This is a genomic window from Streptococcus handemini (genome assembly GCF_040984445.1).
Taxonomy (GTDB): domain Bacteria; phylum Bacillota; class Bacilli; order Lactobacillales; family Streptococcaceae; genus Streptococcus; species Streptococcus handemini.
Genome location: NZ_JBFRYH010000019.1, coordinates 1 through 24,899 on the forward strand (window position 1 = coordinate 1; position 24,899 = coordinate 24,899).

24 protein-coding genes are annotated in these 24,899 nt (G+C 41.6%); 22 read left to right on the plus strand and 2 right to left on the minus strand.

Features of this window, described 5'->3' with window-relative positions; all coding sequences use genetic code 11:
- Positions 1–157 precede the first annotated feature (157 nt).
- Both ABPH35_RS04310 and ABPH35_RS04315 read left to right on the plus strand, forming a co-directional pair.
- The gene (locus ABPH35_RS04310; protein ID WP_349988490.1) at positions 158–994 is read left to right on the plus strand and encodes a CPBP family intramembrane glutamic endopeptidase; all 837 of its coding nucleotides are present in this window, start codon (positions 158–160) and stop codon (positions 992–994) included.
- Between the two features lie 7 nt (positions 995–1,001).
- On the plus strand, positions 1,002–1,166 hold the full coding sequence (locus tag ABPH35_RS04315) for a hypothetical protein (RefSeq protein WP_349988491.1): 165 nt from the start codon (positions 1,002–1,004) through the stop codon (positions 1,164–1,166).
- Positions 1,167–1,373: 207 nt separating this feature from the next.
- Here ABPH35_RS04315 and rpmG read toward each other — a convergent pair whose 3' ends face one another.
- Both rpmG and rpmF read right to left on the minus strand, forming a co-directional pair.
- Positions 1,374–1,523, minus strand: a complete 150-nt coding sequence (gene rpmG, locus ABPH35_RS04320) for a 50S ribosomal protein L33 (RefSeq protein WP_002262412.1) — start codon at positions 1,521–1,523, stop codon at positions 1,374–1,376.
- A 15-nt stretch (positions 1,524–1,538) separates the two neighbouring features.
- Positions 1,539–1,721: a 50S ribosomal protein L32 gene (gene rpmF / locus ABPH35_RS04325; protein WP_067088000.1), complete on the minus strand. Its 183-nt coding sequence runs from the start codon at positions 1,719–1,721 to the stop codon at positions 1,539–1,541.
- Positions 1,722–2,053: 332 nt separating this feature from the next.
- On the opposite strand from rpmF, the gene hisS reads away from it, so the two are divergent.
- From hisS to thrC, 20 genes are all read left to right on the plus strand, one after another.
- Complete coding sequence (gene hisS / locus ABPH35_RS04330; protein ID WP_349988492.1) at positions 2,054–3,334, plus strand: histidine--tRNA ligase; 1,281 nt, start codon at positions 2,054–2,056, stop codon at positions 3,332–3,334.
- A 180-nt stretch (positions 3,335–3,514) separates the two neighbouring features.
- The gene (locus ABPH35_RS04335; RefSeq protein ID WP_349988493.1) at positions 3,515–5,083 is read left to right on the plus strand and encodes an ABC transporter substrate-binding protein; all 1,569 of its coding nucleotides are present in this window, start codon (positions 3,515–3,517) and stop codon (positions 5,081–5,083) included.
- A gap of 164 nt (positions 5,084–5,247) precedes the next feature.
- Complete coding sequence (locus ABPH35_RS04340; RefSeq protein ID WP_349988494.1) at positions 5,248–6,207, plus strand: ABC transporter permease; 960 nt, start codon at positions 5,248–5,250, stop codon at positions 6,205–6,207.
- Entirely contained in the window at positions 6,207–7,040 is an 834-nt protein-coding gene (locus ABPH35_RS04345) for an ABC transporter permease (RefSeq protein ID WP_349988495.1), read from the plus strand. Before ABPH35_RS04340 ends, ABPH35_RS04345 begins: the two co-directional genes overlap by 1 nt.
- Positions 7,037–7,894, plus strand: coding sequence for an ABC transporter ATP-binding protein (locus ABPH35_RS04350; RefSeq protein ID WP_349988496.1), 858 nt, complete (start codon positions 7,037–7,039; stop codon positions 7,892–7,894). Before ABPH35_RS04345 ends, ABPH35_RS04350 begins: the two co-directional genes overlap by 4 nt.
- The gene (locus ABPH35_RS04355) at positions 7,895–8,764 is read left to right on the plus strand and encodes an ATP-binding cassette domain-containing protein (RefSeq protein ID WP_349988497.1); all 870 of its coding nucleotides are present in this window, start codon (positions 7,895–7,897) and stop codon (positions 8,762–8,764) included.
- 297 nt (positions 8,765–9,061) lie between these two features.
- Positions 9,062–11,710: a bifunctional acetaldehyde-CoA/alcohol dehydrogenase gene (gene adhE, locus ABPH35_RS04360; protein WP_349988498.1), complete on the plus strand. Its 2,649-nt coding sequence runs from the start codon at positions 9,062–9,064 to the stop codon at positions 11,708–11,710.
- Positions 11,711–11,943: 233 nt separating this feature from the next.
- Positions 11,944–12,936, plus strand: a complete 993-nt coding sequence (locus tag ABPH35_RS04365) for an acetylxylan esterase (RefSeq protein WP_368849617.1) — start codon at positions 11,944–11,946, stop codon at positions 12,934–12,936.
- A gap of 92 nt (positions 12,937–13,028) precedes the next feature.
- Positions 13,029–13,736 (plus strand): putative N-acetylmannosamine-6-phosphate 2-epimerase, encoded by a 708-nt coding sequence (locus ABPH35_RS04370; RefSeq protein ID WP_368849618.1) that lies wholly within the window; start codon positions 13,029–13,031, stop codon positions 13,734–13,736.
- A 155-nt stretch (positions 13,737–13,891) separates the two neighbouring features.
- On the plus strand, positions 13,892–15,217 hold the full coding sequence (locus ABPH35_RS04375) for an extracellular solute-binding protein (RefSeq protein WP_368849619.1): 1,326 nt from the start codon (positions 13,892–13,894) through the stop codon (positions 15,215–15,217).
- A 224-nt stretch (positions 15,218–15,441) separates the two neighbouring features.
- The gene (locus ABPH35_RS04380) at positions 15,442–16,329 is read left to right on the plus strand and encodes a carbohydrate ABC transporter permease (protein WP_067088019.1); all 888 of its coding nucleotides are present in this window, start codon (positions 15,442–15,444) and stop codon (positions 16,327–16,329) included.
- 9 nt (positions 16,330–16,338) lie between these two features.
- Positions 16,339–17,169, plus strand: coding sequence for an ABC transporter permease subunit (locus ABPH35_RS04385; RefSeq protein ID WP_368849620.1), 831 nt, complete (start codon positions 16,339–16,341; stop codon positions 17,167–17,169).
- 387 nt (positions 17,170–17,556) lie between these two features.
- Entirely contained in the window at positions 17,557–18,009 is a 453-nt protein-coding gene (locus ABPH35_RS04390; RefSeq protein WP_368849621.1) for a YhcH/YjgK/YiaL family protein, read from the plus strand.
- Between the two features lie 16 nt (positions 18,010–18,025).
- Complete coding sequence (locus ABPH35_RS04395) at positions 18,026–18,682, plus strand: DUF624 domain-containing protein (RefSeq protein ID WP_368849622.1); 657 nt, start codon at positions 18,026–18,028, stop codon at positions 18,680–18,682.
- A gap of 152 nt (positions 18,683–18,834) precedes the next feature.
- Complete coding sequence (locus tag ABPH35_RS04400; protein ID WP_368849623.1) at positions 18,835–19,758, plus strand: dihydrodipicolinate synthase family protein; 924 nt, start codon at positions 18,835–18,837, stop codon at positions 19,756–19,758.
- Positions 19,759–19,899: 141 nt separating this feature from the next.
- Entirely contained in the window at positions 19,900–20,793 is an 894-nt protein-coding gene (locus ABPH35_RS04405; RefSeq protein WP_368849624.1) for an ROK family protein, read from the plus strand.
- Positions 20,794–20,816: 23 nt separating this feature from the next.
- A complete protein-coding gene (locus ABPH35_RS04410) occupies positions 20,817–21,665 on the plus strand; it encodes a MurR/RpiR family transcriptional regulator (RefSeq protein ID WP_349988508.1) in 849 nt (282 codons plus the stop codon).
- 66 nt (positions 21,666–21,731) lie between these two features.
- Positions 21,732–22,394: an HAD family hydrolase gene (locus ABPH35_RS04415; protein ID WP_349988509.1), complete on the plus strand. Its 663-nt coding sequence runs from the start codon at positions 21,732–21,734 to the stop codon at positions 22,392–22,394.
- 105 nt (positions 22,395–22,499) lie between these two features.
- The gene (locus tag ABPH35_RS04420) at positions 22,500–23,300 is read left to right on the plus strand and encodes a hypothetical protein (RefSeq protein ID WP_349988510.1); all 801 of its coding nucleotides are present in this window, start codon (positions 22,500–22,502) and stop codon (positions 23,298–23,300) included.
- A 111-nt stretch (positions 23,301–23,411) separates the two neighbouring features.
- Positions 23,412–24,896: a threonine synthase gene (gene thrC, locus ABPH35_RS04425; protein WP_349988511.1), complete on the plus strand. Its 1,485-nt coding sequence runs from the start codon at positions 23,412–23,414 to the stop codon at positions 24,894–24,896.
- Positions 24,897–24,899: the final 3 nt, after the last annotated feature.

Genomic DNA, 24,899 nt, shown 5'->3' on the forward strand with positions numbered 1-24,899 from the left:
TCAAAATGATGGCGGGAAGGCCTTTTTATTTTGCCCTAAACCACTCTTCTAGACTATTTTTTTCAAAAATAACACAGAAAACAAAAAGACAAACCAGGCTCTCGACTAGTTTGTCTTCAGTCTAAAATATTTTGAATATTTTTATGGGAGGAATTTTATGAAAGAACAATCATGGGGAAAAATTATTGGGGCTACATTACTCGGACTTTTGGGATTATTTTCTACGCAAATCATTCTAGGTTTTCCGCTTTTACCATTATTCGAGTATAATCAAAATTTAGGTGTTCTTGTTTTTGTGCCGTTAGTTAATATTTCTGTTATATTAATAGCATATCTGATTATCCGATATTTTCTAAAAGATAGTCCGTCTGCTTATGGGCTAAAAAGAGTCAGTTTTAACTGGAAATGGGTTGTATTGGTCACTTTGCTACCACTCATTATAACAGCTATAATTGCAATTTTACTTGGAGGTAAATTAGGAGCTATTGGCACGAACTTTCCATTTGCTGAAACTTTCGTCGGTGGAATTATTTATACTGGTTTTCTTGGTTCCGTAACGGAAGAAGTGATATTTCATGCTTTAATATATCCACTTTTTCGTCAAAAACTGTCAGTTTGGTGGGCTGCTTTTGGGACAGCAATTATCTTTGCAGTGGTGCACTTACCAAACGACAATGCAAACTGGACAATTACCACATTCTCTCAGTTTTTCTTTAGTGCAGTAGCCATAGCCATTCTCTTTGCATACATTACTGAAAGTTCTGATTCTATCTGGAATGCCGCTTGGGGACATGTGATATGGAATATTATGGTGTACTTCATTAATATCAGTCCCAAATGGCATGATAATTTTTTAATTAATATTATTATTTCAAAAGATGTTCCTTTAATCAGCGGAGGAGAGGGAAGTCTTACAGGTTCTATTATCACACCACTTGTTTGTCTTTTAGGTTCAGCGGCTATCGCATGGCGATTCAAGAAACAACGGATTTGAGAATTCATTGAGTAAACACAATCAAGTCATTCTTGCCTTGAAATTGGTTGTTCGTTACCTAGCAAGTGAGGGATCAGATAGTTCTTGGTTTGATGAGATTGAATCTGATCGTAAGAAAATTGGAGATTTTGCTAACTATATCTCATATATATATGCCGTAAATGGTCGTTAAGCAAGTTTTAGTTTTGGTAGGAATAAGAGAAACAAAAAAGCCCTGTTATCATTTCGATAACAGGGCTTGACTTCAATATCCAATTGAATTTTATTTATCTAAAAAGGTAGAGTTTTTATTGATTTATACTGCAATATAGTGAAATTTAGAATTTCAAGAATCGCTTTAAATCAAGGTTTCTACTGCCTAGTGATGTGTAGTGAACTCCTATTTCACCTCAGTGAAAATGACGTGTTTACGCAATTTTGGTGAGTATTTTTTCAATTGAAGACGGTCTGGAGTGTTACGTTTGTTTTTAGAAGTAAGGTACAAGCGTTCACCAGATTCTTTGTGTTCAAGTGTAATATTTACGCGCATGGTATCTCCCTTCTATTATTCAGCTGCTGCAGCTTTAGCGATTTTACGTCCTTTGTAGTATCCTTTCAAAGATACACGGTGAGAACGTGAGTAATCTCCAGTAGTTTCGTCAAATTTAACAGATGGAGCTGTCAATTTGTAGTGTGTACGACGTTTGTTTTTCTTCGCTTTTGATGTGCGACGTGCAGGTACTGCCATTTCTTTCTATCCTCCGTTATAGTTTTACGAGCGAGGCTCGTTTTAGTTTCATAGTCCGTCTATTTTCACTTATTACGTCGTTCATGCATCTTGCCTAACTCCAGTTATGCCTGCGATGCACTGCCTAGTACTAAATGGGAAGACTATCCTATTCATTTGGCTTTTGCCAACTGTATTAGAATATCATATTTTTTTTGTAAAGTAAAGTTACTTGACAGATTTTTAGAAAAATTTTTTAAGAAATAGGAAAATATTCTGAAATATGCTAGAATAGAAGGAAAGTACAGAAAGGAATCGTCTGCCCTGTTTGTCAGGGTATTCAATCTTATGTTATGAAATTACAAAAACCTAAGGGAACCCAAGACATTTTACCAAAAGAATCTGCCAAGTGGCAGTACGTGGAAGACTTTGCCCGCAAGACCTTTGGCAAATATAACTACCAAGAAATTCGCACGCCGATCTTTGAGCACTATGAGGTGATTAGTCGATCGGTTGGGGACACCACGGATATCGTGAGCAAGGAAATGTATGATTTCTATGACAAGGGAGACCGCCATATCACGCTTCGGCCAGAAGGGACAGCGCCAGTCGTCCGCTCGTATGTGGAAAATAAGCTCTTTGCCCCAGAAGTCCAAAAACCAGTGAAATTGTACTACATGGGCTCCATGTTTCGCTATGAGCGACCACAGGCAGGGCGCTTGCGTGAATTTCACCAGATTGGGGTAGAGTGCTTCGGCTCCAGCAACCCTGCAACAGACGTGGAAACCATTGCCATGGCAGCGCAGTTTTTCAAGGAAATTGGTATTCAAAATATTAGATTGCACTTGAATACCTTGGGAAGTAGTGCCAGCCGTGCTGCTTACCGTAAGGCCTTGATTGATTATTTAACGCCGTTGAAGGAGACGTTATCCAAAGATAGCCAACGCCGTTTGGAGGAAAATCCGCTGCGTGTGCTAGATAGCAAGGAAAAAGAGGACAAGGCAGCGGTTGAGAATGCGCCGTCTATCTTGGATTATTTGGATGAGGAAAGTCAGACACATTTTGATAGCGTACGTGCTATGCTTGACAGTCTCGGGATTGCTTACGTCATTGACACGAATATGGTTCGTGGATTGGACTACTACAACCACACCATTTTTGAATTTATCACGGAGGTGTCTGGCAGTGAGTTGACCATCTGTGCGGGTGGTCGCTACGATGGCTTGGTCGAGTATTTTGATGGCCCAGCAACACCAGGCTTTGGCTTTGGGATGGGAATGGAGCGCTTGCTCCTCGTTCTTGAAAAGCAGGGGGTGGAGTTACCTGTGGTAGAAGGATTGGATGTGTACATCGCCGTCTTGGGTCAAGCAGTCAATGGCAAGGCTCTGGAAATCACTCAAGCCCTTCGTAATCAAGGATTTAAGGTTGAACGTGACTATCTCAATCGTAAACTCAAGGCCCAGTTCAAATCAGCTGATCAGTTGAATGCTACAGTAGTCATTGCCCTTGGTGAGAGCGAGTTCGAGCAAGGCCGAGTGACTGTTAAGAATAATCAAACACGAGCAGAGATAATCGTAAGCCTTGATGAGCTAATCACGAATTTTAAAGAAGTCTTTGAAAAAATAAGTCATTGACGAATGGAAAGGTCGGCGCCTAACGTTGGCCTTTTTGTGTTCTGGAAATAGCGGAATGAGTTGCCTTGTGAACCTTGCTTGATAAAAAATTTTTAAGAGGCCATTGGTTTTTTATACTGTACAAAATCTTTAATTATTGATATGATAGACCAATATTATTTTTAAAAGAGGAGCTAGAGGATGAAGAAAGCAGTTCTAACGAGTATCCTAACTGCAGTTGCTGTATTGGCATTGGCAGCTTGTGGAGTGAGTAATTCGTCACAAGGAGTAAGTTCGACAGTAGCAGATACCAACACATTTACCTATGCGATTGATGGTGATCCCAGTTCAACCAATCCAATCAACACGAGTGACCGTTGGGGATTGACCTTGACGAATTTTATCTATTCGCCATTGGTACGTGTAGAAGCTGATGGTTCCTATGTGAATGAATTGGCAGAGAATTACGAGATTGCGGCAGACGGTTTGAGCATTACTGTAAAGTTGCGCCAAAATGTGAAATGGTCAGATGGTGAAGCTTTCACTGCTGATGACGTTCTGTTTACCTATGCACAAAAGATCAAGAAGGAAAATGGAAATGCAGACAGTTTGTATATCAATGGTCAACCAGTTAGCTTAGAAAAGATTGATGATTACACAGTGAAGTTCGTTCTTCCAGCGGTTAGTGCAGCAGCTTTGGATAATATCGTAACCGAGACTTACATTATTCCAGAGCATGCTTACAATGATGAGCCAGATTTTTCTGTGAACGAATTAACCAATGTTCCAGTCGGGACTGGTCCGTACAAATTTGTAGAATACAAGCATGGACAATATATCAAGCTGGCAGCAAATGAAACTTACTATAAAGGGAGACCAGCAGTTGAGAATCTCGTGCTACGGATTATCACCAGCGCTGATACTCGGAAAGTTGCCCTACAGACAGGTGAGGTAGATGCCTCCTTTGTCTTGCCGACAGACATTGCAGATTTGGATCAAAAGACTCTGACAACGTATGCCTATACTGAAAATCGTGTTGGCTACCTCGGATTAAATACTTCTACACCTGAATTAAAGGATGTGCGGGTACGTCAAGCTCTCCTTTATGCTCTCAATAAAGTGGATATGAATCAGGCGGCCTATTTAGACAAAGAATATTATGAAACACCTTATTCATTCTTGCCAGTTGCGAATCCGTATGCGACCGAAAAAGTAGAAAAATATGAGCAAAATCTAGAAAGAGCGAAGTCTCTATTGGCTGAAGCTGGTGTGACTGATTTGAAAGTGAATTTGGGGTATAATGCATCAGATGCAGCCCAAACCTTACAGGCAACACTTATCCAAGAGCAATTGTCTCAAATTGGCGTAACGGTTGAATTGGCTGGCGGTGATTCAACCGCTCTCTTTGCAGAATTGCGTAAAGAAGGTTCGACAGCGTATGACTTATTCTTGGGCGGTTATATCATGGGCAATGACCCAGACCAATATGCGCGTCTTTTCAAATCGGGTGGCGGATCTAATTACTTTAAGTTGCGTTCGGATAAGGTAGACGCTCTCTTTGAAAAAGGAGCTGTTGAACTAGATAAGAGCAAACGTGAGACAATCTATGATGACTTGCAAGTGGCTCTTGCGGAGGAAGCGGCTATTTATCCAATCGTTGACAATAAGAAAATCTTGGCAGTGAATAATCGTGTCGAAGGTGTGAAAGAGGCTGGCTTAGTTCCAATCTATACCTTTGAAGATCCATCTCACTTAAAGATTAAACAATAAGGAATAGGGAGTGGGCAAGTGTCCAGTCCCTCAATTCATTTTTTATACTCGTCAGAAATAGAAAGTCAAGTGTTCTTTCAAAGAGTTTCGGTCTATGTTTGACAGAGACTTATTTAGGAAAACTGCCTTGGTATAGTAAGTTCTTTCGAGTCAATAGGAGGAATATGGTTAGATATATTTTGAAGAGAATTGCGCAGGCAATTCCCTTGTTACTGTTGATTTCATTTATCGTCTTTTCACTAATACAGTTAGCTCCGTTTGATGTCATTGATTCATTGACAACGCCCAATATGACACCGGAGCAAATCGAGTTATTGAAGGAGAAAAATGGGTTAAATCAGCCGTTTTTAGTTCAGTATGGGATTTGGTTAAAAAATATTGTGACAGGAAATTTTGGTAATTCACTCCTAACTCATCACAGTATTGCGGCGGATTTAGCAGAGAAAGTTCCAAATACGATCTCTTTGGTATTGCCAGCTTATGTGACAGCCCTACTGTTCGCGATAGTCTTGGGGCTCTGGTCAGCTGCTAACCGTGGAAAATGGCTAGATCGAGCAATCGATGCATTTGCTTCTTTAGGGATTGCGATGCCAACCTTTTGGTTTGCGATGATTTTAATTTATATTTTTGGTTACCGTTTGAACCTGTTTCCGTTTATTGGGATGCATACATTGGGGAAAGAGGGAGATTTTGGCGACTTTCTAGCCCATTTTATTCTGCCGTATCTGACCTTGGTGATGGCCTTTATGCCAGATTTGATCCGTTACATTCGAGCGTCGGCAATCGTAGAGGTGGATCGAGATTATGTGACGGTACAGGAAGCTTTTCAGGCTAGTAAGCGGGAGATTTTTGGGAAGCATATTGCACGGAATGTGTTGATTCCAATTGTGACTCAAATTGGTATGGCCCTGCCCATGCTAGTCACGGGGGCCTTGATTACGGAGACAATCTATGCTTGGCCAGGAGTTGGACCGTATTTAACAGCTGCAACAAGAGCCTTGGATTACCCCGTAATCATGGCTGTCATGCTATTTTCTGCTAGCTTGGTTATTCTGGGCAATCTATTGTCTGATATATTGTATTCAATTGTTGATCCACGAATTACGAAAGGAGGCGAATTGTAATGTTTTTCAAACAAGTAAAAGAGGAGATTCTGGCATCGCCTCTCTATCTTTTTTCGGTTCTCTTTTTACTTATTTTAGCGATTCTCTCCATAACGGCTCCGTTATTGCCCTTAGATCCCAATTCAACGAATGTGAGCCAAATGAATCAGGAACCAAGTCTGGCGCATTTATTCGGAACAGATAATGTCGGAAGGGATTATTTTGCCCGTGTCTTATATGGTGGGCGGATTTCTCTTTTGGTAGGTGTGTTGTCGATGCTAGCCTCCGTTTTGATTGGGAGTATCATTGGAATTGTAGCAGGGTATTTTGGTGGTGTTCTAGATACTATTCTCATGCGGCTGGTGGATGTGTTGTCCTCTATTCCATGGTTGGTCTTGGTAATCGTTTTGAGTGTTTTTCTGAAACCAGGACTCATAGCGATTATCATTGTTATTGGCGGCTTTTCCTGGATGCGGATTGCTCGCCTGATTCGAGCAGAGACCTTGTCGGCTAAAACGCATGATTATGTGAGCTATGCGCGCTTTATTGGTGTTAAGCCCTCGACCATTATCAGACGGCACATTTTTCCCTCTATCCTACCAACGTTGATTGTAGCTGCTTCTGGTAGTGTTTCTTCTGCTATCATGACAGAGTCAGCTTTGAGTTTTTTGGGAATCGGGATTCAACAACCGTTAGCATCATGGGGAAGTCTGCTACAAAATGCCCAGTCCACCTTGCAAAGCTTGCCACATATGGCTGTTTTGCCGGGCGTGTTTATCTTATTGACCATTTATTCTTTCAATAATATCGGAGATTTGGTTCGTGATAGCTTGCAGAAGGAGACAGAAGGATGACAGATAGTATTCGTTTAGAAAATTTGACGATTCAGACTCAGAAGGGCAAGCAGACGCAGACCTTGGTCAAGGAGGCTTCCTTCACAGTAGCTAAAGGAAAGATTCTTGGTATTGTCGGAGAGTCTGGTAGTGGGAAGAGCTTGACTGTTAAGTCGATGATGGGAATTCAGCCTAAGGACTTGCAGGTTCAATATGACCGATTGGAATTTGAAGGAAAGGCTCTAACGACTTACCAGCATTTGCCAATGGCCATGATTTTTCAAGATCCGATGACTTCTCTTAATCCACTGAGAAGAATTGGGTTCCATTTAGATGAGATTATCAAACGCTTTAGCCCAGATGAATCAGCAGAAGGACGCAAGAAGAAGATGGTGGATATGTTGGCAAAGGTCGGCATTTCCAATCCTGAACAGCGTCTAAAGCAGTTTCCTTTTGAGTTTTCAGGCGGGATGCGTCAACGGATTTTAATTGCCATGGCTTTATTAGCTGAACCGAAGGTTTTGATTGCTGATGAGCCGACGACGGCATTAGACGTGACTATACAAGCGCAAATCTTGGCCTTGATTAAGCAGTTACAAGAGAGTCTTGATTTGACAGTTATTATCGTCAGCCATGATTTCAGTGTGATTGCTGGTCTATGTGATCAGGTCAAGGTCATGCGGGGAGGTCAGATTGTGGAAGAGGGGACTGTGGACGATATTTTTGATAACCCTCTCCATCCCTACACCAGAGAACTACTGCAGGCAGCACGGCTGGAGTCAAATACAGTCATTCATTCGCTCCCGCAGGACAGCATGGATGGGCCACTAGTTGCGGTTTCAGAGACACACTTTGTGAGACAAGGAGGGCGCTAAATGGAACAAGAAGCATTGATTGAGGTTCGAGATGTTCAAAAAGTATATAGTAAGAAGAATTTGCTCGGAAAAGAAAATCGACATGTTGCGGTAGATGGTGTGACACTGACCTTATATAAGGGGGAGACCCTTGGTTTGGTTGGAGAATCCGGGAGTGGTAAATCCACCTTGTCTAAATTAATTTTAGGACTAGAAAATCCGAGCAAGGGAGAGGTGGATTATGTAGGATTAAGTCAAGATGATTTAGCAAATCAAGCGATGCAAATCATTTATCAAGACCCATTTTCAGCCTTGAATCCCTACTTATCTGCTTTAGAATTGGTGAAGGAGCCGCTGTATAAACTTCCGAAGAAGGAGGCGGATAGCCTAGCACGTGCGATCCTAGAGCGGGTTGGAATTACCGGTGAGGCCGTTCATAAGCGGCCAAAATCCTTTAGCGGCGGTCAGCGTCAGCGAATTGGAATTGCGCGAGCGGTGGTCAGTCGGCCCCAATTTGTTGTCTGTGATGAACCAACATCAGCTCTGGATGTCTCGATCCAAGCGCAGATTCTGCAACTGTTATCCGAATTGCAGGAAGAATTTCATCTATCCTATCTCTTTATCTCGCATGACTTAAACGTTGTTCGGTATTTTGCCCAGCGTATTGCTGTTCTTTATAAGGGAACCTTGGTCGAACTGGCTCCTGCGGAACAATTATTTACCAATCCTCAGCACCCGTATACACAGTATTTATTATCGGCAAATCTCCCCCTATCTTCTAGCGAAGCTAGAAAACAATTACAGCAGATATCAAACCAGATTCAGGATTTTGAGCTAGAGTCAGATGCCCAGTGGATAGAAATAGCAACAAATCACTTTGTACGAAAATAGTTGATAGATAAAATTTCATGATAAAAATCAGTAAATCAAGAATGAAAACCAGGAAAATTCAGCAATCATTTCCTGATTTTTCATTTGTGAAACAAAAAAAGTTTGAAAAAACATTCACAATCTCAAGACGGCAATCCGTTCGGCTACAGGATTTTTGAAAAAATATCACAAGATAAGGAAAAATAATTTGTGAAATTTTTAACAAACTCTTTACAAGGGACAAAAAATGATGTAGAATATACTTGTGAAAAAGTTAACAAACAAAAGTTAACAGAAAATATTTTGGAGGAATCATAGATGGCTGAGAAAGCAGTATCACCAGAGGAAAAATTAGTAGAAGCTCGTGCGCATGTTGACGGTCTTGTGCAAAAAGGGTTGGTGGCCCTTGAGGAGTTTCGCCAGTTGAACCAAGAGCAGGTAGATTACATTGTTGCAAAAGCATCAGTAGCAGCTCTTGATCAACATGGTGCCTTAGCTCTTCATGCTTTTGAAGAGACAGGTCGTGGTGTTTTTGAAGACAAGGCAACCAAAAACTTGTTTGCCTGTGAGCATGTTGTGAATAACATGCGTCATACGAAAACAGTTGGGATTATTGAAGAAGATGATGTCAATGGATTAACCTTGATTGCAGAGCCAGTGGGGGTGGTTTGTGGGATTACACCAACAACGAATCCAACTTCAACAGCTATCTTTAAATCATTGATTGCTCTGAAAACCCGTAATCCAATCGTCTTCGCCTTTCACCCGTCTGCGCAAGAATCTTCAGCACATGCAGCTCAAGTCGTCCGTGATGCAGCTATTGCAGCGGGTGCTCCTGAAAACTGTATCCAATGGATTACAAAACCGTCTATGGAAGCAACATCCGAGTTGATGAACCATGATGGCATTGCAACGATCCTTGCAACAGGTGGGAATGCTATGGTGCGTGCAGCTTATTCATGTGGAAAACCAGCCCTTGGTGTAGGTGCAGGTAACGTTCCTGCTTATGTGGAAAAATCTGCTAATATTCGCCAGGCAGCTCATGACATTGTTATGTCTAAATCCTTTGACAATGGAATGGTCTGTGCTTCTGAACAAGCAGTGATTATTGACAAGGAAATCTACGATGAATTTATCGCAGAATTCAAATCGTACCATACTTACTTTGTGAATAAAAAAGAAAAAGCCTTGCTAGAAGAATTCTGTTTCGGTGCAAAAGCTAATAGTAAAAACTGTGGTGAGGCAAAATTGAATGCAGCCATCGTCGGAAAATCAGCTGTTTGGATTGCCGAGCAAGCAGGATTTAGCGTACCAGAAGGAACCAATATCCTCGCAGCAGAGTGTAAAGAAGTTGGAGAAAAAGAACCGCTAACACGCGAAAAATTATCTCCAGTCATTGCTGTTTTGAAATCAGAATCTCGCGAAGACGGAATCAATAAAGCGCGCCAAATGGTGGAATTCCATGGGCTTGGTCACTCTGCAGCAATCCACACAGCAGACGAAGAATTGACCAAAGAATTTGGAAAAGCGGTACGTGCCATTCGTGTCATCTGCAATTCTCCATCTACCTTTGGTGGAATCGGGGATGTTTACAATGCCTTCTTGCCATCCTTGACACTTGGTTGTGGTTCTTACGGACGCAACTCAGTCGGTGACAACGTAAGTGCTGTTAATCTCTTGAACATCAAAAAAGTAGGAAGACGTAGAAATAATATGCAATGGTTTAAAGTTCCTTCAAAAACATACTTCGAGCGCGATTCTATTCAATACCTTCAAAAATGTCGCGATGTAGAACGGGTGATGATTGTCACAGACCATGCCATGGTTGAGCTTGGATTCTTGGACAGAATTCTCGAGCAACTTGAACTTCGTCGCAATAAAGTGGTGTACCAAATCTTTGCGGAAGTAGAGCCAGATCCAGATATTACAACGGTTTACAAGGGTACAGAGTTGATGCGTAGCTTTAAACCAGATACCATTATCGCCCTTGGGGGAGGTTCTCCAATGGACGCTGCCAAGGTTATGTGGCTCTTCTACGAGCAACCGACAGTTGACTTCCATGACTTGGTTCAAAAATTCATGGATATTCGCAAACGCGCCTTCAAATTCCCAGAATTAGGTAAGAAAACCAAGTTTGTCGCCATTCCAACGACCTCTGGTACAGGTTCGGAAGTCACACCATTTGCGGTTATTTCTGATAAGGCGAACAACCGTAAGTACCCAATTGCAGACTATTCATTGACACCAACCGTAGCCATTGTAGACCCAGCGCTTGTCATGACAGTTCCAGGTTTTATTGCAGCAGATACAGGTATGGACGTCTTGACCCACGCGACAGAAGCCTATGTATCCCAAATGGCCAATGACTATACAGATGGCTTGGCGCTGCAAGCGATAAAACTTGTCTTTGAAAACCTTGAAAGTTCTGTGAAGAATGCTGATTTTGAATCTCGTGAGAAGATGCACAACGCATCTACTATTGCAGGTATGGCTTTTGCCAATGCTTTCTTAGGAATTTCCCACTCTATGGCTCATAAGATTGGTGGTAAATTCCATACTATCCACGGGCGTACGAATGCCATTCTCTTGCCGTATGTAATTCGGTACAATGGTACCCGTCCAGCCAAGACTGCGACATGGCCGAAGTACAATTACTACCGTGCAGATGAAAAATATCAAGACATTGCAAAAATGCTTGGCCTTCCAGCTTCAACGCCTGAAGAAGGGGTAGCTTCTTATGCCAAAGCTGTGTATGAACTTGGTGAACGTGTTGGAATCAAGATGAACTTCAAAGATCAAGGTATCGATGAAAAAGAATGGAAAGAATCAGCGCGTGATTTGGCCTTCCTTGCCTACGAAGACCAATGTTCACCAGCAAACCCACGTTTGCCAATGGTTGATCATATGCAAGAAATCATGGAAGATGCCTACTATGGCTATAAAGAACGCCCAGGTCGTCTCAAATAATTATTAAGGATTCCCCAATAAAATAAATAGGAGAGTGAGCAGAGATGGTTTCGCTCTCTTATTTTTCTCTGGGCAGAAAGTAGTTTCAGGTCGAGTGCTTGTTTGGTAAAAAATAGGTTTTTAAAACGTGTTTTCGGAAGTACTTTCTTTTTTGTTCAAATATATTGAAAATATTTAAAGAAGTGGTATACTAAATGTAAAGGCTTACATAAAATGTAGAAAGGGATTAAAAAATGAGAGATCCCCTAATAATGGAAGAGATGAGGACCTATCGTGGTCGTGATGAAGTACCAGCAGATTTTGATGAATTTTGGGATCGTGCGATTGCTGCTCTGAGACTTCCTGTGGACTATCGGCTGATTGAAAAAGAGTTCGGTCATCCAGCAGTAGATTGTTATGAGATTCAATTTGATGGAACCAATGGTGGTAAAATTTACGCTCGTATGGTTTTGCCAAAAGGTGCCGAAAAATCTCCTGTAATTTTCCATTTCCATGGCTATATGGGACGAGGACTTGACTGGGCCGATATGTTGTCTTATACGACAGCAGGCTATGGTATCGTTTCGATGGATGTGCGTGGTCAGTCTGGTTACTCTCTTGATGGACCTCGAAATGTTCGAGGAAATACAGTCAAAGGTCAGATTATCCGTGGTGTAGTGGATGGACCAGAACATCTTTTCTACAAAGATGTGTATTTGGATATTTATAGTTTGGTAGAGTTGGTGGCTGGTTTCGAACGTGTGGATGAGACACGTCTCTCAAGCTACGGTGGCTCACAAGGTGGTGCTTTGGCACTTGTTGCGGCAGCCCTTAATCCACGGATTACCAATACGGTTGCAATTTATCCTTTCCTCTGTGATTTCAGACGGGTCTTGGAGATTGGGAATACTAGCGAGGCTTATGATGAGCTCTTCCGCTATTTCAAATTCCATGATCCATTCCATGAAACAGAAGAAGAAGTGTTTACGACATTGAGCTATATTGATGTGAAAAATTTAGCGCATCGCATTAAAGGATCTGTCAAGATGATTACAGGACTTGATGATGATGTCTGCTACCCGATCACCCAATTTGCCATGTATAACCGTTTGGAATGTGAAAAAGAATACCACCTCATGCCAGAATATGCCCACGAAGGAATGTTTGTTTATACAAACAATAAGGTGTTTAATTGGCTCTGTGGTACATATTTTGACAGTAAGTCATTGTTTACGGAATTTAAATAAGAGTGTTCTTTTGGGACAAATGAGGCTGAACTAGCCTTGTTTTTACCGGAAAAAAGAAAGCGCTTCAAAATAATAAAGAAAAGGAGGAAGATATGGCAACACTATCAAAAGATGAACTGATAGCCCAGATAAAAGACGGTATCATTGTTTCTTGCCAAGCTCTTCCGCACGAGCCTCTATATACAGAAGAAGGGGGAGTCATGCCTCTGCTTGCGAAAGCAGCAGAAGAAGGAGGTGCTGTTGGTATTCGTGCCAACAGCGTGCGTGATATTGAGCAGATTCAGCAGGTGACGGATTTGCCGATTATTGGTATTATCAAGCGAGACTATCCGCCGCAAGAACCTTTTATCACAGCTACGATGAAAGAAGTTGATGAGTTGGCAGTTCTTGGGATTGCGGTGATTGCACTTGACTGTACGAAACGGGAACGTTACGATGGCTTGAGTGTGGCAGAATTTGTCAGACAGGTCAAAGAAAAATATCCAGATCAATTATTGATGGCAGATATTAGTACTTATGAAGAAGGCTTGGCTGCTGTTGAAGCTGGTGTGGATTTTGTTGGAACAACCTTATCAGGCTATACTGCTTATAGTCGACAAGAGGATGGGCCAGATCTTGAATTGATTCAGAAGCTCTGCGATGCAGGAGTAGATGTCATAGCAGAAGGCAAAATTTATTACCCAGAAGAAGCAAAAACGATTCATGACTTCGGGGTGAGAGGTATTGTCGTTGGTGGCGCGATTACGCGTCCAAAGGAAATCACCAAACGCTTTGTCGCAGCGGTGGATTCCTCAAAATAAGTTAGGAAAGTTATGGATTAGCTAACAACGCTTAGATATCCATGAACTACGATGAAAAAAATAAAAAAGGGAGTTGACGGTATAGGGAGAACAACAAAAGAGGTAGTCGGCGTATCACTTGTCCGTAACAGGACCCAATAAAAAGGAGAAGAAGAATGAAATTCAAAAAAATAGTTTGTTCATTGTTAGCAGGAGCTTCTGTTTTGTCATTAGCAGCATGTGGCAATTCTGGTGGAAGTGCTGAGAAGAAAGATATGTCTGATAGTTCAGGTAAAACAGAAATTACTTGGTGGGCTTTCCCAGTATTTACGCAAGAAAATGCAAGCGATGCTGTTGGAACATACGAAAAATCAATCATTGAAGCGTTTGAAAAAGCAAATCCAGATGTGAAAGTAAAATTAGAAACAATTGACTTCAAGTCTGGTCCAGAAAAGATTGTCACAGCAATCGAAGCAGGAACAGCACCGGATGTACTCTTTGATGCACCAGGACGGATTATCCAATATGGTAAAAACGGTAAATTGGCTGACTTGAATGACCTCTTTACAGATGAGTATGTAAAAGATGTTGCTAATGACAATATCATCAATGCCAGCAAGGCAGGCGATAAAGCCTACATGTACCCAATCAGTTCTGCTCCATTCTACATGGCAATGAACAAGAAAATGCTTGAAGATGCTGGGGTTCTTGACCTTGTAAAAGAAGGTTGGACAACTGCCGACTTTGAAAAAGTATTGAAAGCATTGAAAGACAAAGGCTATACACCGGGCTCACTCTTTGCGAATGGCCAAGGGGGCGACCAAGGAACTCGTGCCTTTATCGCTAACCTTTATGGTGGCTCAGTAACAGACGAAGCTGTCAGCAAATATACAACAGATGATCCAAAATTTGTAAAAGGTCTTGAAATGGCTTCTAGCTGGATTAAAGATGGACTTCTTTCAAACGGTTCTCAATTTGACGGTGGAGCAGATATCCAAAACTTTGCAAACGGACAAACTTCTTATACGATTCTTTGGGCGCCATCACAAAACGGTATCCAAGGTAAACTCTTGGAAGCAAGTAAGGTCGAAGTCGTTGAAGTACCATTCCCATCAGATAGCGGTAAACCTGCTTTGGAATACTTGATCAACGGATTCTGTGTCTTCAACAACAAAGATGACAAAAAAATTGAAGCATCTAAGAAATTCATCCAATTTATCGCAGACGATAAAGAATGGGGACCAAAAGACGTGAAACGTACAGGAGCATTCCCAGTCCGTACTTCATTTGGTAAATTGTATGATGACAAACGCATGGAAACTCTAAGTTCTTGGACTCAATACTACTCACCATACTACAACACAATTGATGGCTTCGCTGAAATGAGAACACTTTGGTTCCCAATGTTGCAAGCTGTATCAAATGGAGATGAGAAAGCTGATGCTGCTTTGAAGACATTTACTGAAAAAGCAAATGAAACTATTCAAAAAGCAATGAAATAATCAACTAGATAAGGCATACGCCTATCGAGATAATGTTAAGAGATGGGGTAGCTGCTACTGTTAACGAGCGCTTGCTCCTCCTAAGCAATGTATAATCTTCCCCCTTTTCTCGTCCATTTTCCTTGAATGAAAAAGGGGGATTATTTTTATCAAAGTGAGGCGGAAATACCATGAATATCGGTTTTTATGCCTTCTCATATCTTACATAAGGAGAGGTGTTTAATGTGAAAGTTAATAAAATAAGAATGAGAGAAACGATAGTTTCCTATGCATTTCTAGCACCGGTCTTAGTCTTCTTTGCCATATTTGTATTAGCTCCGATGATCATGGGATTTATCACTAGTTTCTTTGATTATTCGATGACGGCTTTTCAATTCGTTGGCTTGGAGAATTATAAACGGATGTTCCAAGATCCTGTATTTATTAAATCCTTGATCAATACAGTGATTATCGTGATTGGTTCTGTACCAGTTGTTGTCTTTTTCTCTTTATTTGTAGCGTCTCAGACATATAGTCAGAATGCGATTGCGCGTTCCTTCTACCGTTTTGTCTTCTTCCTACCAGTTGTTACAGGGAGTGTTGCCGTAACGGTTGTTTGGAAATGGATTTATGACCCGCTATCAGGAATTTTGAACTTTGTCCTTAAATCTGGTCACTTTATTGAGCAAAATATCAGCTGGCTCGGAGATAAACATTGGGCTCTTCTTGCTATCATTGTGATTCTCTTGACGACATCTGTTGGGCAGCCGATTATTCTTTATATCGCTGCTATGGGAAATATTGACAATTCTCTTGTCGAAGCGGCACGTGTAGATGGTGCGACAGAATTGCAAGTATTTTGGAAAATCAAATGGCCAAGTTTGTTGCCAACAACACTCTATATTGCGATTATTACCACCATTAACTCTTTCCAATGTTTTGCGCTTATTCAGCTCTTGACATCTGGAGGACCGAACTACTCAACCAGTACCTTGATGTACTACCTATACGAAAAAGCCTTCAAGCTCTCTGAATATGGCTATGCAAATACCATGGGTGTCTTCCTTGCGGTCATGATTGCCCTTATCAGCTTTGCCCAATTCAAGATTCTTGGAAATGATGTGGAATACTAGGAGGTTTGTATGAAAAAGAAAAAATTAACTCCATTTACAGTGATTTCAACAATCATTTTGCTTTTGTTGACAGTGCTCTTTATTTTCCCATTTTACTGGATTTTGACAGGAGCCTTTAAATCTCAACCCGATACGATTGTGATTCCGCCTCAGTGGTGGCCAAAAATGCCGACCATGGAAAACTTTGAACGCTTGATGGTGCAAAATCCCGCCCTTCAATGGATGTGGAATAGTGTCTTTATTTCGTTAGCAACCATGCTCTTAGTGTGTGTGACGTCTTCTCTAGCAGGTTATGTTCTTGCCAAGAAACGCTTCTATGGCCAACGCATTCTCTTTGCGATTTTCATTGCCGCTATGGCCCTTCCGAAGCAAGTTGTCTTGGTACCACTTGTACGGATTGTCAATTTCTTGGGAATTCATGACACACTAGCTGCAGTTATTTTACCGTTGATTGGTTGGCCGTTTGGGGTCTTCCTCATGAAACAATTCAGTGAAAACATTCCAACCGAGTTATTGGAATCAGCCAAGATTGACGGTTGTGGCGAAGTTCGAACTTTCTGGAATGTTGCTTTTCCAATTGTCAAACCAGGGTTTGCAGCCCTTGCGATTTTTACCTTTATCAATTCTTGGAATGACTACTTTATGCAGTTGGTTATGTTGACATCACGTCAAAACTTGACCATCTCACTAGGGGTTGCGACCATGCAAGCCGAAATGGCAACTGACTACGGACTCATCATGGCCGGAGCAGCCATGGCAGCCGTCCCAATCGTAGCCGTCTTCCTCATGTTCCAAAAATCATTCACACAAGGAATCACCATGGGAGCTGTAAAAGGCTAAAATAGTCCAGTGGACTATTTTAGGTTGGAAATAGGTAAACCGAAGGTTTGTGTTCGGCTTAGTCCTGCGGACTATTTTAGGTTGGAAATAGGCAAAGCGAAGCTTTGTGTTCAGCTTAGTCCAGTGAACTATTTCAATCGGTGGATGTGGCAAAACGCAGTTTTGCTTTCCGCTCAGTCCGTGGATCCTGTTTCAAATTGGAAATAGTCAAACCGGAGGTTTATGTTCGGCTTAGCCCAGTGGCTTGTTTCAATCGGTAGGTGTTGAAAAGCAGCGTTTTTACTATTTGCTCGGTGGAGTTTAACAACCTAGGCTAGCAATAGAAACGAGCCATTTTTTCAACAGTCCCAATTTATTTCAATGTATAGTAGAAAATGAGGAAATCGTATGATTTTTGATCAATTACAACATATAGGTCGTTACCGTGGCCTACATCCTCATCTGGATCAAGCGATTGATTATTTGTTAACACATGATATGGCGAGTTTTGCTTTAGGGCAATATGCCATCAATGAAGACAAGGTGTTCTTCTTTATACAGGATAATCACCTTAATCAAGAGCCAGATGATTGTTTTGAATACCATGAACGTTTTGCAGATTTCCACTTTTTGCTAGAAGGCCAGGAATTGATGCATTACGGCCAGCAGGTGAAAGAAGTTGCCAAGGACTATGCAGAAGAGAGCGATATTGGCTTTCTTCGTTGTAATTTAGCAACTCCGCTTCATCTGACAGAAGAGAATATTGCCATTTTCCTACCGAATGAACCGCACCAGCCTAATCTGTATGATCGGGCAGGTGAGCGGGTCAAGAAATGCGTAGTGAAGGTTCTTATTGACTAAAAGAGGGAGACGAGAAATGAGAAATAGGAGTACGCAGTTACTATCATCTATTTTTAATACCGATAATTGGCTGATGAGGGTCTGTGAAAAAATCTTGGATTTGGTCACGCTCAATCTCTTGTTTCTGATTTCTTGTTTACCAATTGTAACGATTGGAATTGCTAAAATTAGCTTGTATCGAACGTTACAAGAAGTGCGTGATGGCCGAGGTGTACGAGTCATTCGGCTTTATATCCATACATTTAAGGCAGAATGGAAGTATGGGCTGGCTTTAGGTGGGATTGAGATTTTGGTCAGTATCATTTGCTTGATGAATCTCCTACTTTTTCGAGGTCAGACAGCGATGGTATTTCAAGGGATGAAAATGCTAGCATTTGGCCTTTTCTTCCTAATGAGCATGGTCATGCTCTATGCCTATCCTTTGGCTGCGCGCTTTGAACAAAGCCTGCAAGAACTTTTACAAACTGCCTTTGTGCTAGCAGGTCTGCATTTCTTGTGGACCTTTGCGATGCTGGGCTTTGCTGCCTTGCTTGCCTTTTTGCTGATAGGGTCAAGCTGGACCATTGTCTTTGGTAGCATGTTCTTCTTATTGGCAGGATTTTCAAGTTTAGGTTATCTACAACTTGGAATTCTTGAGCCGATTTTTAGAAAATATGACAATTCACCTCAATAAGGGAGTTGCCATACCAATTAGATAAAAAAATTCCTTCGCAAGATAGGTCAGACGAGGTTCTCATAAACCAGACAAGACCCTCTTGGGTTGGACTTTTACGTAATAGAAAGATAAGGAAAGAATATACTTTTTCTTTACAGTGGAGAAAACAAATGAAAAATTTAGAAAAATACCATGGAATTATCCCCGCATTTTATGCCTGTTATGATGAAAATGGGGATATTAGTCGAGAAGGCGTTCGTAGCCTAGCAGAATATTTTATCGAAAAAGGGGTGCAAGGCTTGTATGTCAATGGCTCTTCTGGTGAATGTATTTACCAAAGTGTCGCAGACCGTAAAGTTGTGTTAGAAGAAGTCATGGCTGTTGCCAAAGGGAAATTAACCATTATTGCCCATGTTGCTTGTAATAATACAAAAGATAGCGTCGAATTGGCACGTCATGCAGAAAGCCTTGGAGTGGATGCAATTGCGGCAATTCCACCGATTTATTTCCGCTTGCCAGAATACTCTGTTGCCCAATACTGGAATGACATGAGTGCGGCAGCTCCAAATACGGATTTTGTGATTTACAATATTCCTCAGTTGGCAGGTGTGGCTCTTACTCCTAGTCTTTACAAAGAAATGCTCAAAAATGAGCGGGTTATTGGGGTGAAAAATTCTTCTATGCCAGTTCAGGATATCCAAACCTTTGCTAGTCTTGGTGGGGATGACCACATCGTCTTTAATGGTCCAGATGAACAATTCCTAGGTGGCCGTCTCATGGGGGCTGCTGCTGGTATTGGAGGAACTTATGGTGCCATGCCAGAACTCTTCTTGAAACTCAACCAATTGATTGCAGACAAGGATTTGGAAACAGCTAAAGAATTGCAATTTGCCATTAACGATATTATCAAGAATTTAGTGGCTGCACGTGGAAATATGTATGCGGTTATCAAAGAAGTATTGCGCATCAATGAAGGTTTGAATCTAGGAAGCGTGCGTGCGCCTCTGACACCGGTTTGTGAGTCTGATAAAGCAGTTGTCGAAGCCGCTGCTCGCTTGATTCGTGAAACCAAGGAACGTTTCTTGGGCGTGTAATCAAAATTGTGATGTCAACAAACGCTATGTTGGTGTCTCTCCTGTATAGTTGAATGGGGCGAACGTGAAGAGCGTCTGTTCAACTACGGTGTTTGTTACACTAGGCTCGTTTTACTAGATGAAGAGGGGAAGAGGTGACACATGAAAAAATATGTTGCCATTGATATTGGTGGGACTAGTATCAAGTACGGTTTGATTGATGAGGAAGCTCATTTGTTGGTCAGCCAAGAAATGCCGACAGAGGCTCATAAAGGCGGCCCAGCGATTTTGAAAAAGGTGGCGACGATTGTCTCGACTTATTTGGAAGAAGTTAGTTTGTCTGGCATTTGCATTTCCTCAGCGGGGATGGTTGACCCAGATAAGGGAGAGATTTTCTACGCTGGACCGCAAATTCCAAACTATGCTGGTACGCAGTTTAAAAAAGATTTAGAAGCTCAGTTTGGCATTCCATGCGAGATTGAAAATGATGTCAATTGCGCAGGTCTTGCCGAGGTTGTCTCAGGAAGTGGAAAAGGGGCAAAGGTAGCTGTTTGCTTGACAGTCGGTACAGGTATCGGGGGTTGTCTCTTGATTGACTCCCACGTTTTCCACGGTTTTAGCAATTCAGCCTGTGAAGTGGGCTATCTCCACTTACCAGATGGAGCCTTCCAAGGTTTGGCATCAACGACTGCTTTGGTTCGCTATGTGGCAGAAGCCCATGGTGACGATGTCAAAGACTGGAATGGACGGCGAATTTTCCAAGAAATTCAAAAAGGCAATCCAATCTGCGTGCAGGGGGTGGACCGTATGGTGCACTATTTGGCAAAAGGGATTGCGAATATCTGCTATGTGGCTAATCCAGAAGTGGTGATTTTAGGCGGTGGCATTATGGGGCAAGAAGCGATTTTAAAACCCAAAATCGAAGCGGCTGTGAAAGCCAATCTTGTATCCAGTATCGCCGAAAAAACCAAGATTGTTTTTGCCCAACATCAAAATACAGCAGGTATGTTTGGAGCTTACTATCATTTTAAACAACAACAGGCTAGTCGCTCATAAAGATAGAATGAGGAGAAAGGGACATGGTATCATTAGAGAAAAATGTGATTCCGATGATTGAAGCGGTTTATAGCGATTTCACTCATATCGAACGAAAAATTGCGGACTATTTTCTCTCAGAAGCTGCGGAAGATGATCAGCTATCCGCAAAAATTGTTTCTGAAAAGTTATATGTTTCCTTGCCCTCATTGACGCGCTTTGCTCAAAAATGTGGGTTTTCAGGCTATCGACAATTTGTCTATGCGTTTCAGGAAGTCAATCTGACAACAGAGCCTGCCCATGTCAATCGCGATCTGACGAGACATGTCTTGTCTGACTATGGCGAGTTACTGAATAAGACCTATTCCCTCATTGATGAAGAGCAGTTTGTGCGGGTAGGGCATCTGCTAAACAATGCGAAGCGTGTCTACATCTATGGACAAGGAAGTTCAGGACTGGTCGCACGTGAAATTGAATTCCGTTTCATGCGGCTAGGAATGGCCTGTAAGGCAGTTACAGACGATCACATGATTCGGATGAACCGTGTTACCTTAAATGATGAATGTCTGGTTATTGGCATATCTGTTTCAGGTGAATCAACGAATATTATCAATGCTGTTCGAGATGCGCGAGAAGTAGGGGCTAGCACAGTCTTATTGACTTCAAAGAATCGACAAGAATTGCGGGATAGCTGTGATGAATTGGTATTGGTTGCCATTAAGAAAAACCTTGCTCAAGGCAATATCATCTCACCTCAGTTTCCTGTTCTAGTTGTGATTGATATTTTTTATGCCTATTATATTGATTTAGACCGAGATGCTCGGAATAAATTATTCACCAATACGCTTTCAGCCTTACAAGTAAAGGAAGAAGTAGACGAAAATGAGATGTAGAGCACTTCTACTCTCATTTTTTTATGTTATAATAAAAAGAAAACGATTGCAAAAAAGAGGGACGGCATGATAGAAGCAATTATATTTGATATGGACGGAGTGATTGTTGATACAGAGTATCTGGATTTTCAAGTTCAAAAGGATTTTGTGCGCAGTATCAGTAAAGAAATGACGATTGAAGAGGAACAGGAGTTTCCAGTCTTAGTTGGACGCTCCTATGCTCATTTAGCACAGGCGATAAAGGCCTTGACCGGCAGTAGTCTTTCTCTAACGGAGATTAGTGAGCAGTTAGAGGAATATGCCAAAGAGCGGTATCAAGAAGTGCACTATCCTACCTTGTTTCGAGGAGATATTGTGCCAATCCTTGATTTTGCAAAGCAAAACGGCATAAAATTAGCTGTGGCTTCCTCCTCACGTAAGGATCACATCGAAGAAGTTTTAGGAGCGTGTGGGATCTTGCCTTATTTTGATACCTTGGTCAGTGGTGAAGCCTTTACAGAAAGCAAGCCCAATCCAGCCATTTATTTGGCGACCTTAACAAAATTAGGAGTAGATGCCCAACATGCAATCGCAATTGAAGATTCTGCTTATGGTATTGCAGCTGCTAAGGCAGCAGGTGTAAGGGTGATCGCCTATCAAGAAAAAAGAATGCCAATTGACCAATCACAGGCTGATTTTCTTTGTCAAGATATGGGTGCCGTTTTTGAGTTGCTTCAATCTCTTGTGTAGTAGCTTTTTTACTTGGTAGACGCATGATATACTAGGACTGATTTATCAGATTCTGATAGCGGAGTTGTTCTTTCTATCAGTGGAATTTATGAAGGAGAAAATAGCATGGTAAACTGGATTGGGAGACACCAGAAAGAAGTGTTGATTGGCGTGTTCCTTTTTCTTGCAGTCGTGTCCTTTTTTGTTGTAGCAGATTCTCAGTTGGTTTTAAAAATGAATGCCCAGTCGATTCTTGCTTTAGATGAGAAAAAAGAAACGGTTTTGACCCTAACCGCCTTGACGGGAACAACTTCCACAGCTATTACCTTAATCCCAGGAGATGTTGGCGGTCCTTTAGCAGAAAATATAGCTGATTTGGCAGATTATTTACTAGTGGTGTATGCTGGTATCTGGTTACAAAAATATCTTTTGTCGATTACAGGTCTGGTGGTCTTTAAATGGCTCGTTCCGACAGCTCTTGTCCTTTTTGCTGGAAATGTCTACTTGAAAAACAAGAAGGTCAAGCAGTTGGCAACTCGTCTCTCACTTTTTTCAGCTGTTATACTATTTATTATTCCGACAAGTGTCTTTGTGTCGAATAAGATTGAGTCAACCTATGATAGTTCCATTGCAAAGACCATTGAAGCCGCTCAGCAAGTATCCGAAACAACCAAGGAACAAAGTGAGACCTCTATTTGGGAAAGGGTGACAGGGTCAGCAAAAGGATTACTCGAGAAATTTGAGACCGCTTTTGGAAATATGGTGGACGCAGTAGCGGTATTAGTTGTGACCACTTGCGTGATTCCTCTGCTTGTATTTGCCTTCTTTATTTGGCTATGTAATGTGATTTTTGGCTTAAATTGGTCGCCTTCTGTCCCTCGAAAAAGAGTGATAGGAAAGATCGTTCTAGGTCGTTCCTCTCTTTGAACTGTCATATGATTGAGAAGAAAACCGGATTTTCATCTGGTTTTTTCTTAGATTCTTTCAATTTTCTGACAAATTGTGATAAAATAGAGAAAAAGATTTTGAGGATGCAGCATGACACTAGTATATCAATCAACACGTGATAGCAAGAATACCGTAACCGCTAGTCAGGCGATTTTGCAAGGATTGGCAACAGATGGAGGGCTCTTTACGCCTATCACTTATCCGCAGGTCAGTTTGGATTTTAACCACTTGAAGAATCAGTCTTATCAAGATGTCGCAAAAGTCATTTTAGGAGCATTTCTGGATGATTTTACGGAAGATGAGCTAGATTACTGTATTACCAATGCTTATGATAGCAAGTTTGATGATCAGCGCATTGCACCATTGGTGAAGCTAGATGAACAATATAATCTTGAATTATTCCACGGCTCAACCATTGCCTTTAAGGATATGGCCTTATCAATCCTACCTTACTTGATGACAACGGCAGCTAAAAAGCATGGTTTGGAAAATAAAATCGTCATTCTAACAGCAACTTCTGGCGACACTGGAAAGGCTGCTATGGCTGGTTTTGCGGATGTTCCAGGGACAGAAATCATTGTCTTTTATCCTAAAGATGGTGTCAGCAAAGTCCAAGAGCTGCAAATGACTACTCAAACAGGCAACAATACCCATGTGGTTGCTATTGACGGAAACTTTGATGATGCGCAGACCAATGTCAAAGAAATGTTTAACGATGAAACCTTGCGTGCTAAATTAGCAGAACAGAAGATGCAATTTTCATCTGCTAACTCAATGAATATTGGTCGTCTTGTGCCACAGATTGTCTACTATGTCTATGCCTATGCACAATTGGTCAAGGCAGGTGAGATTGTAGCAGGACAGGAGGTCAATTTCACAGTCCCAACAGGAAATTTTGGGAATATCCTTGCGGCTTTTTATGCCAAACAAATCGGATTGCCAGTTGGGAAATTGATTTGTGCATCAAATGAAAACAATGTCCTGACCGACTTCTTCAAGACCAAGGTCTATGATAAGAAACGTGCCTTTAAGGTAACGACCAGTCCGTCTATGGATATCCTTGTTTCGTCAAACTTGGAGCGCTTAATTTTCCACCTGTTAGGAAATGATGCGGCAAAGACAGCTGAATTGATGACAGCCTTATCAAGAGAGGGTCAGTACCAATTAGACCCAGTAAATCCAGAAATATTGGATCTCTTTGCAGCAGAATGGGCGACAGAAGAAGAAACTGCCCAAGAAATCAAGCGTGTGTACGAGGCTTCTCACTATATTGAAGATCCGCATACAGCGGTTGCCTCTAGCGTATACCAAAAATATGTTGCAGCAAGTCAAGACAGCAGAAAGACAGTGATTGCTTCAACAGCTAGTCCTTATAAATTCCCAGTCGTTGCAGTAGAAGCCGTAACGGGAGAAACAGGCTTGAGTGATTTTGAAGCTCTTGCAACATTACAAGATGTATCAGGAGTTGCTCTTCCACCAGCAGTAAATGGTTTAGAAACAGCCCCTGTTCGCCACAAGACCGTCGTTGCAGCAGCTGATATGCAAAGAGAAGTCGAGCGCCACCTAGGAGTCTAGTTA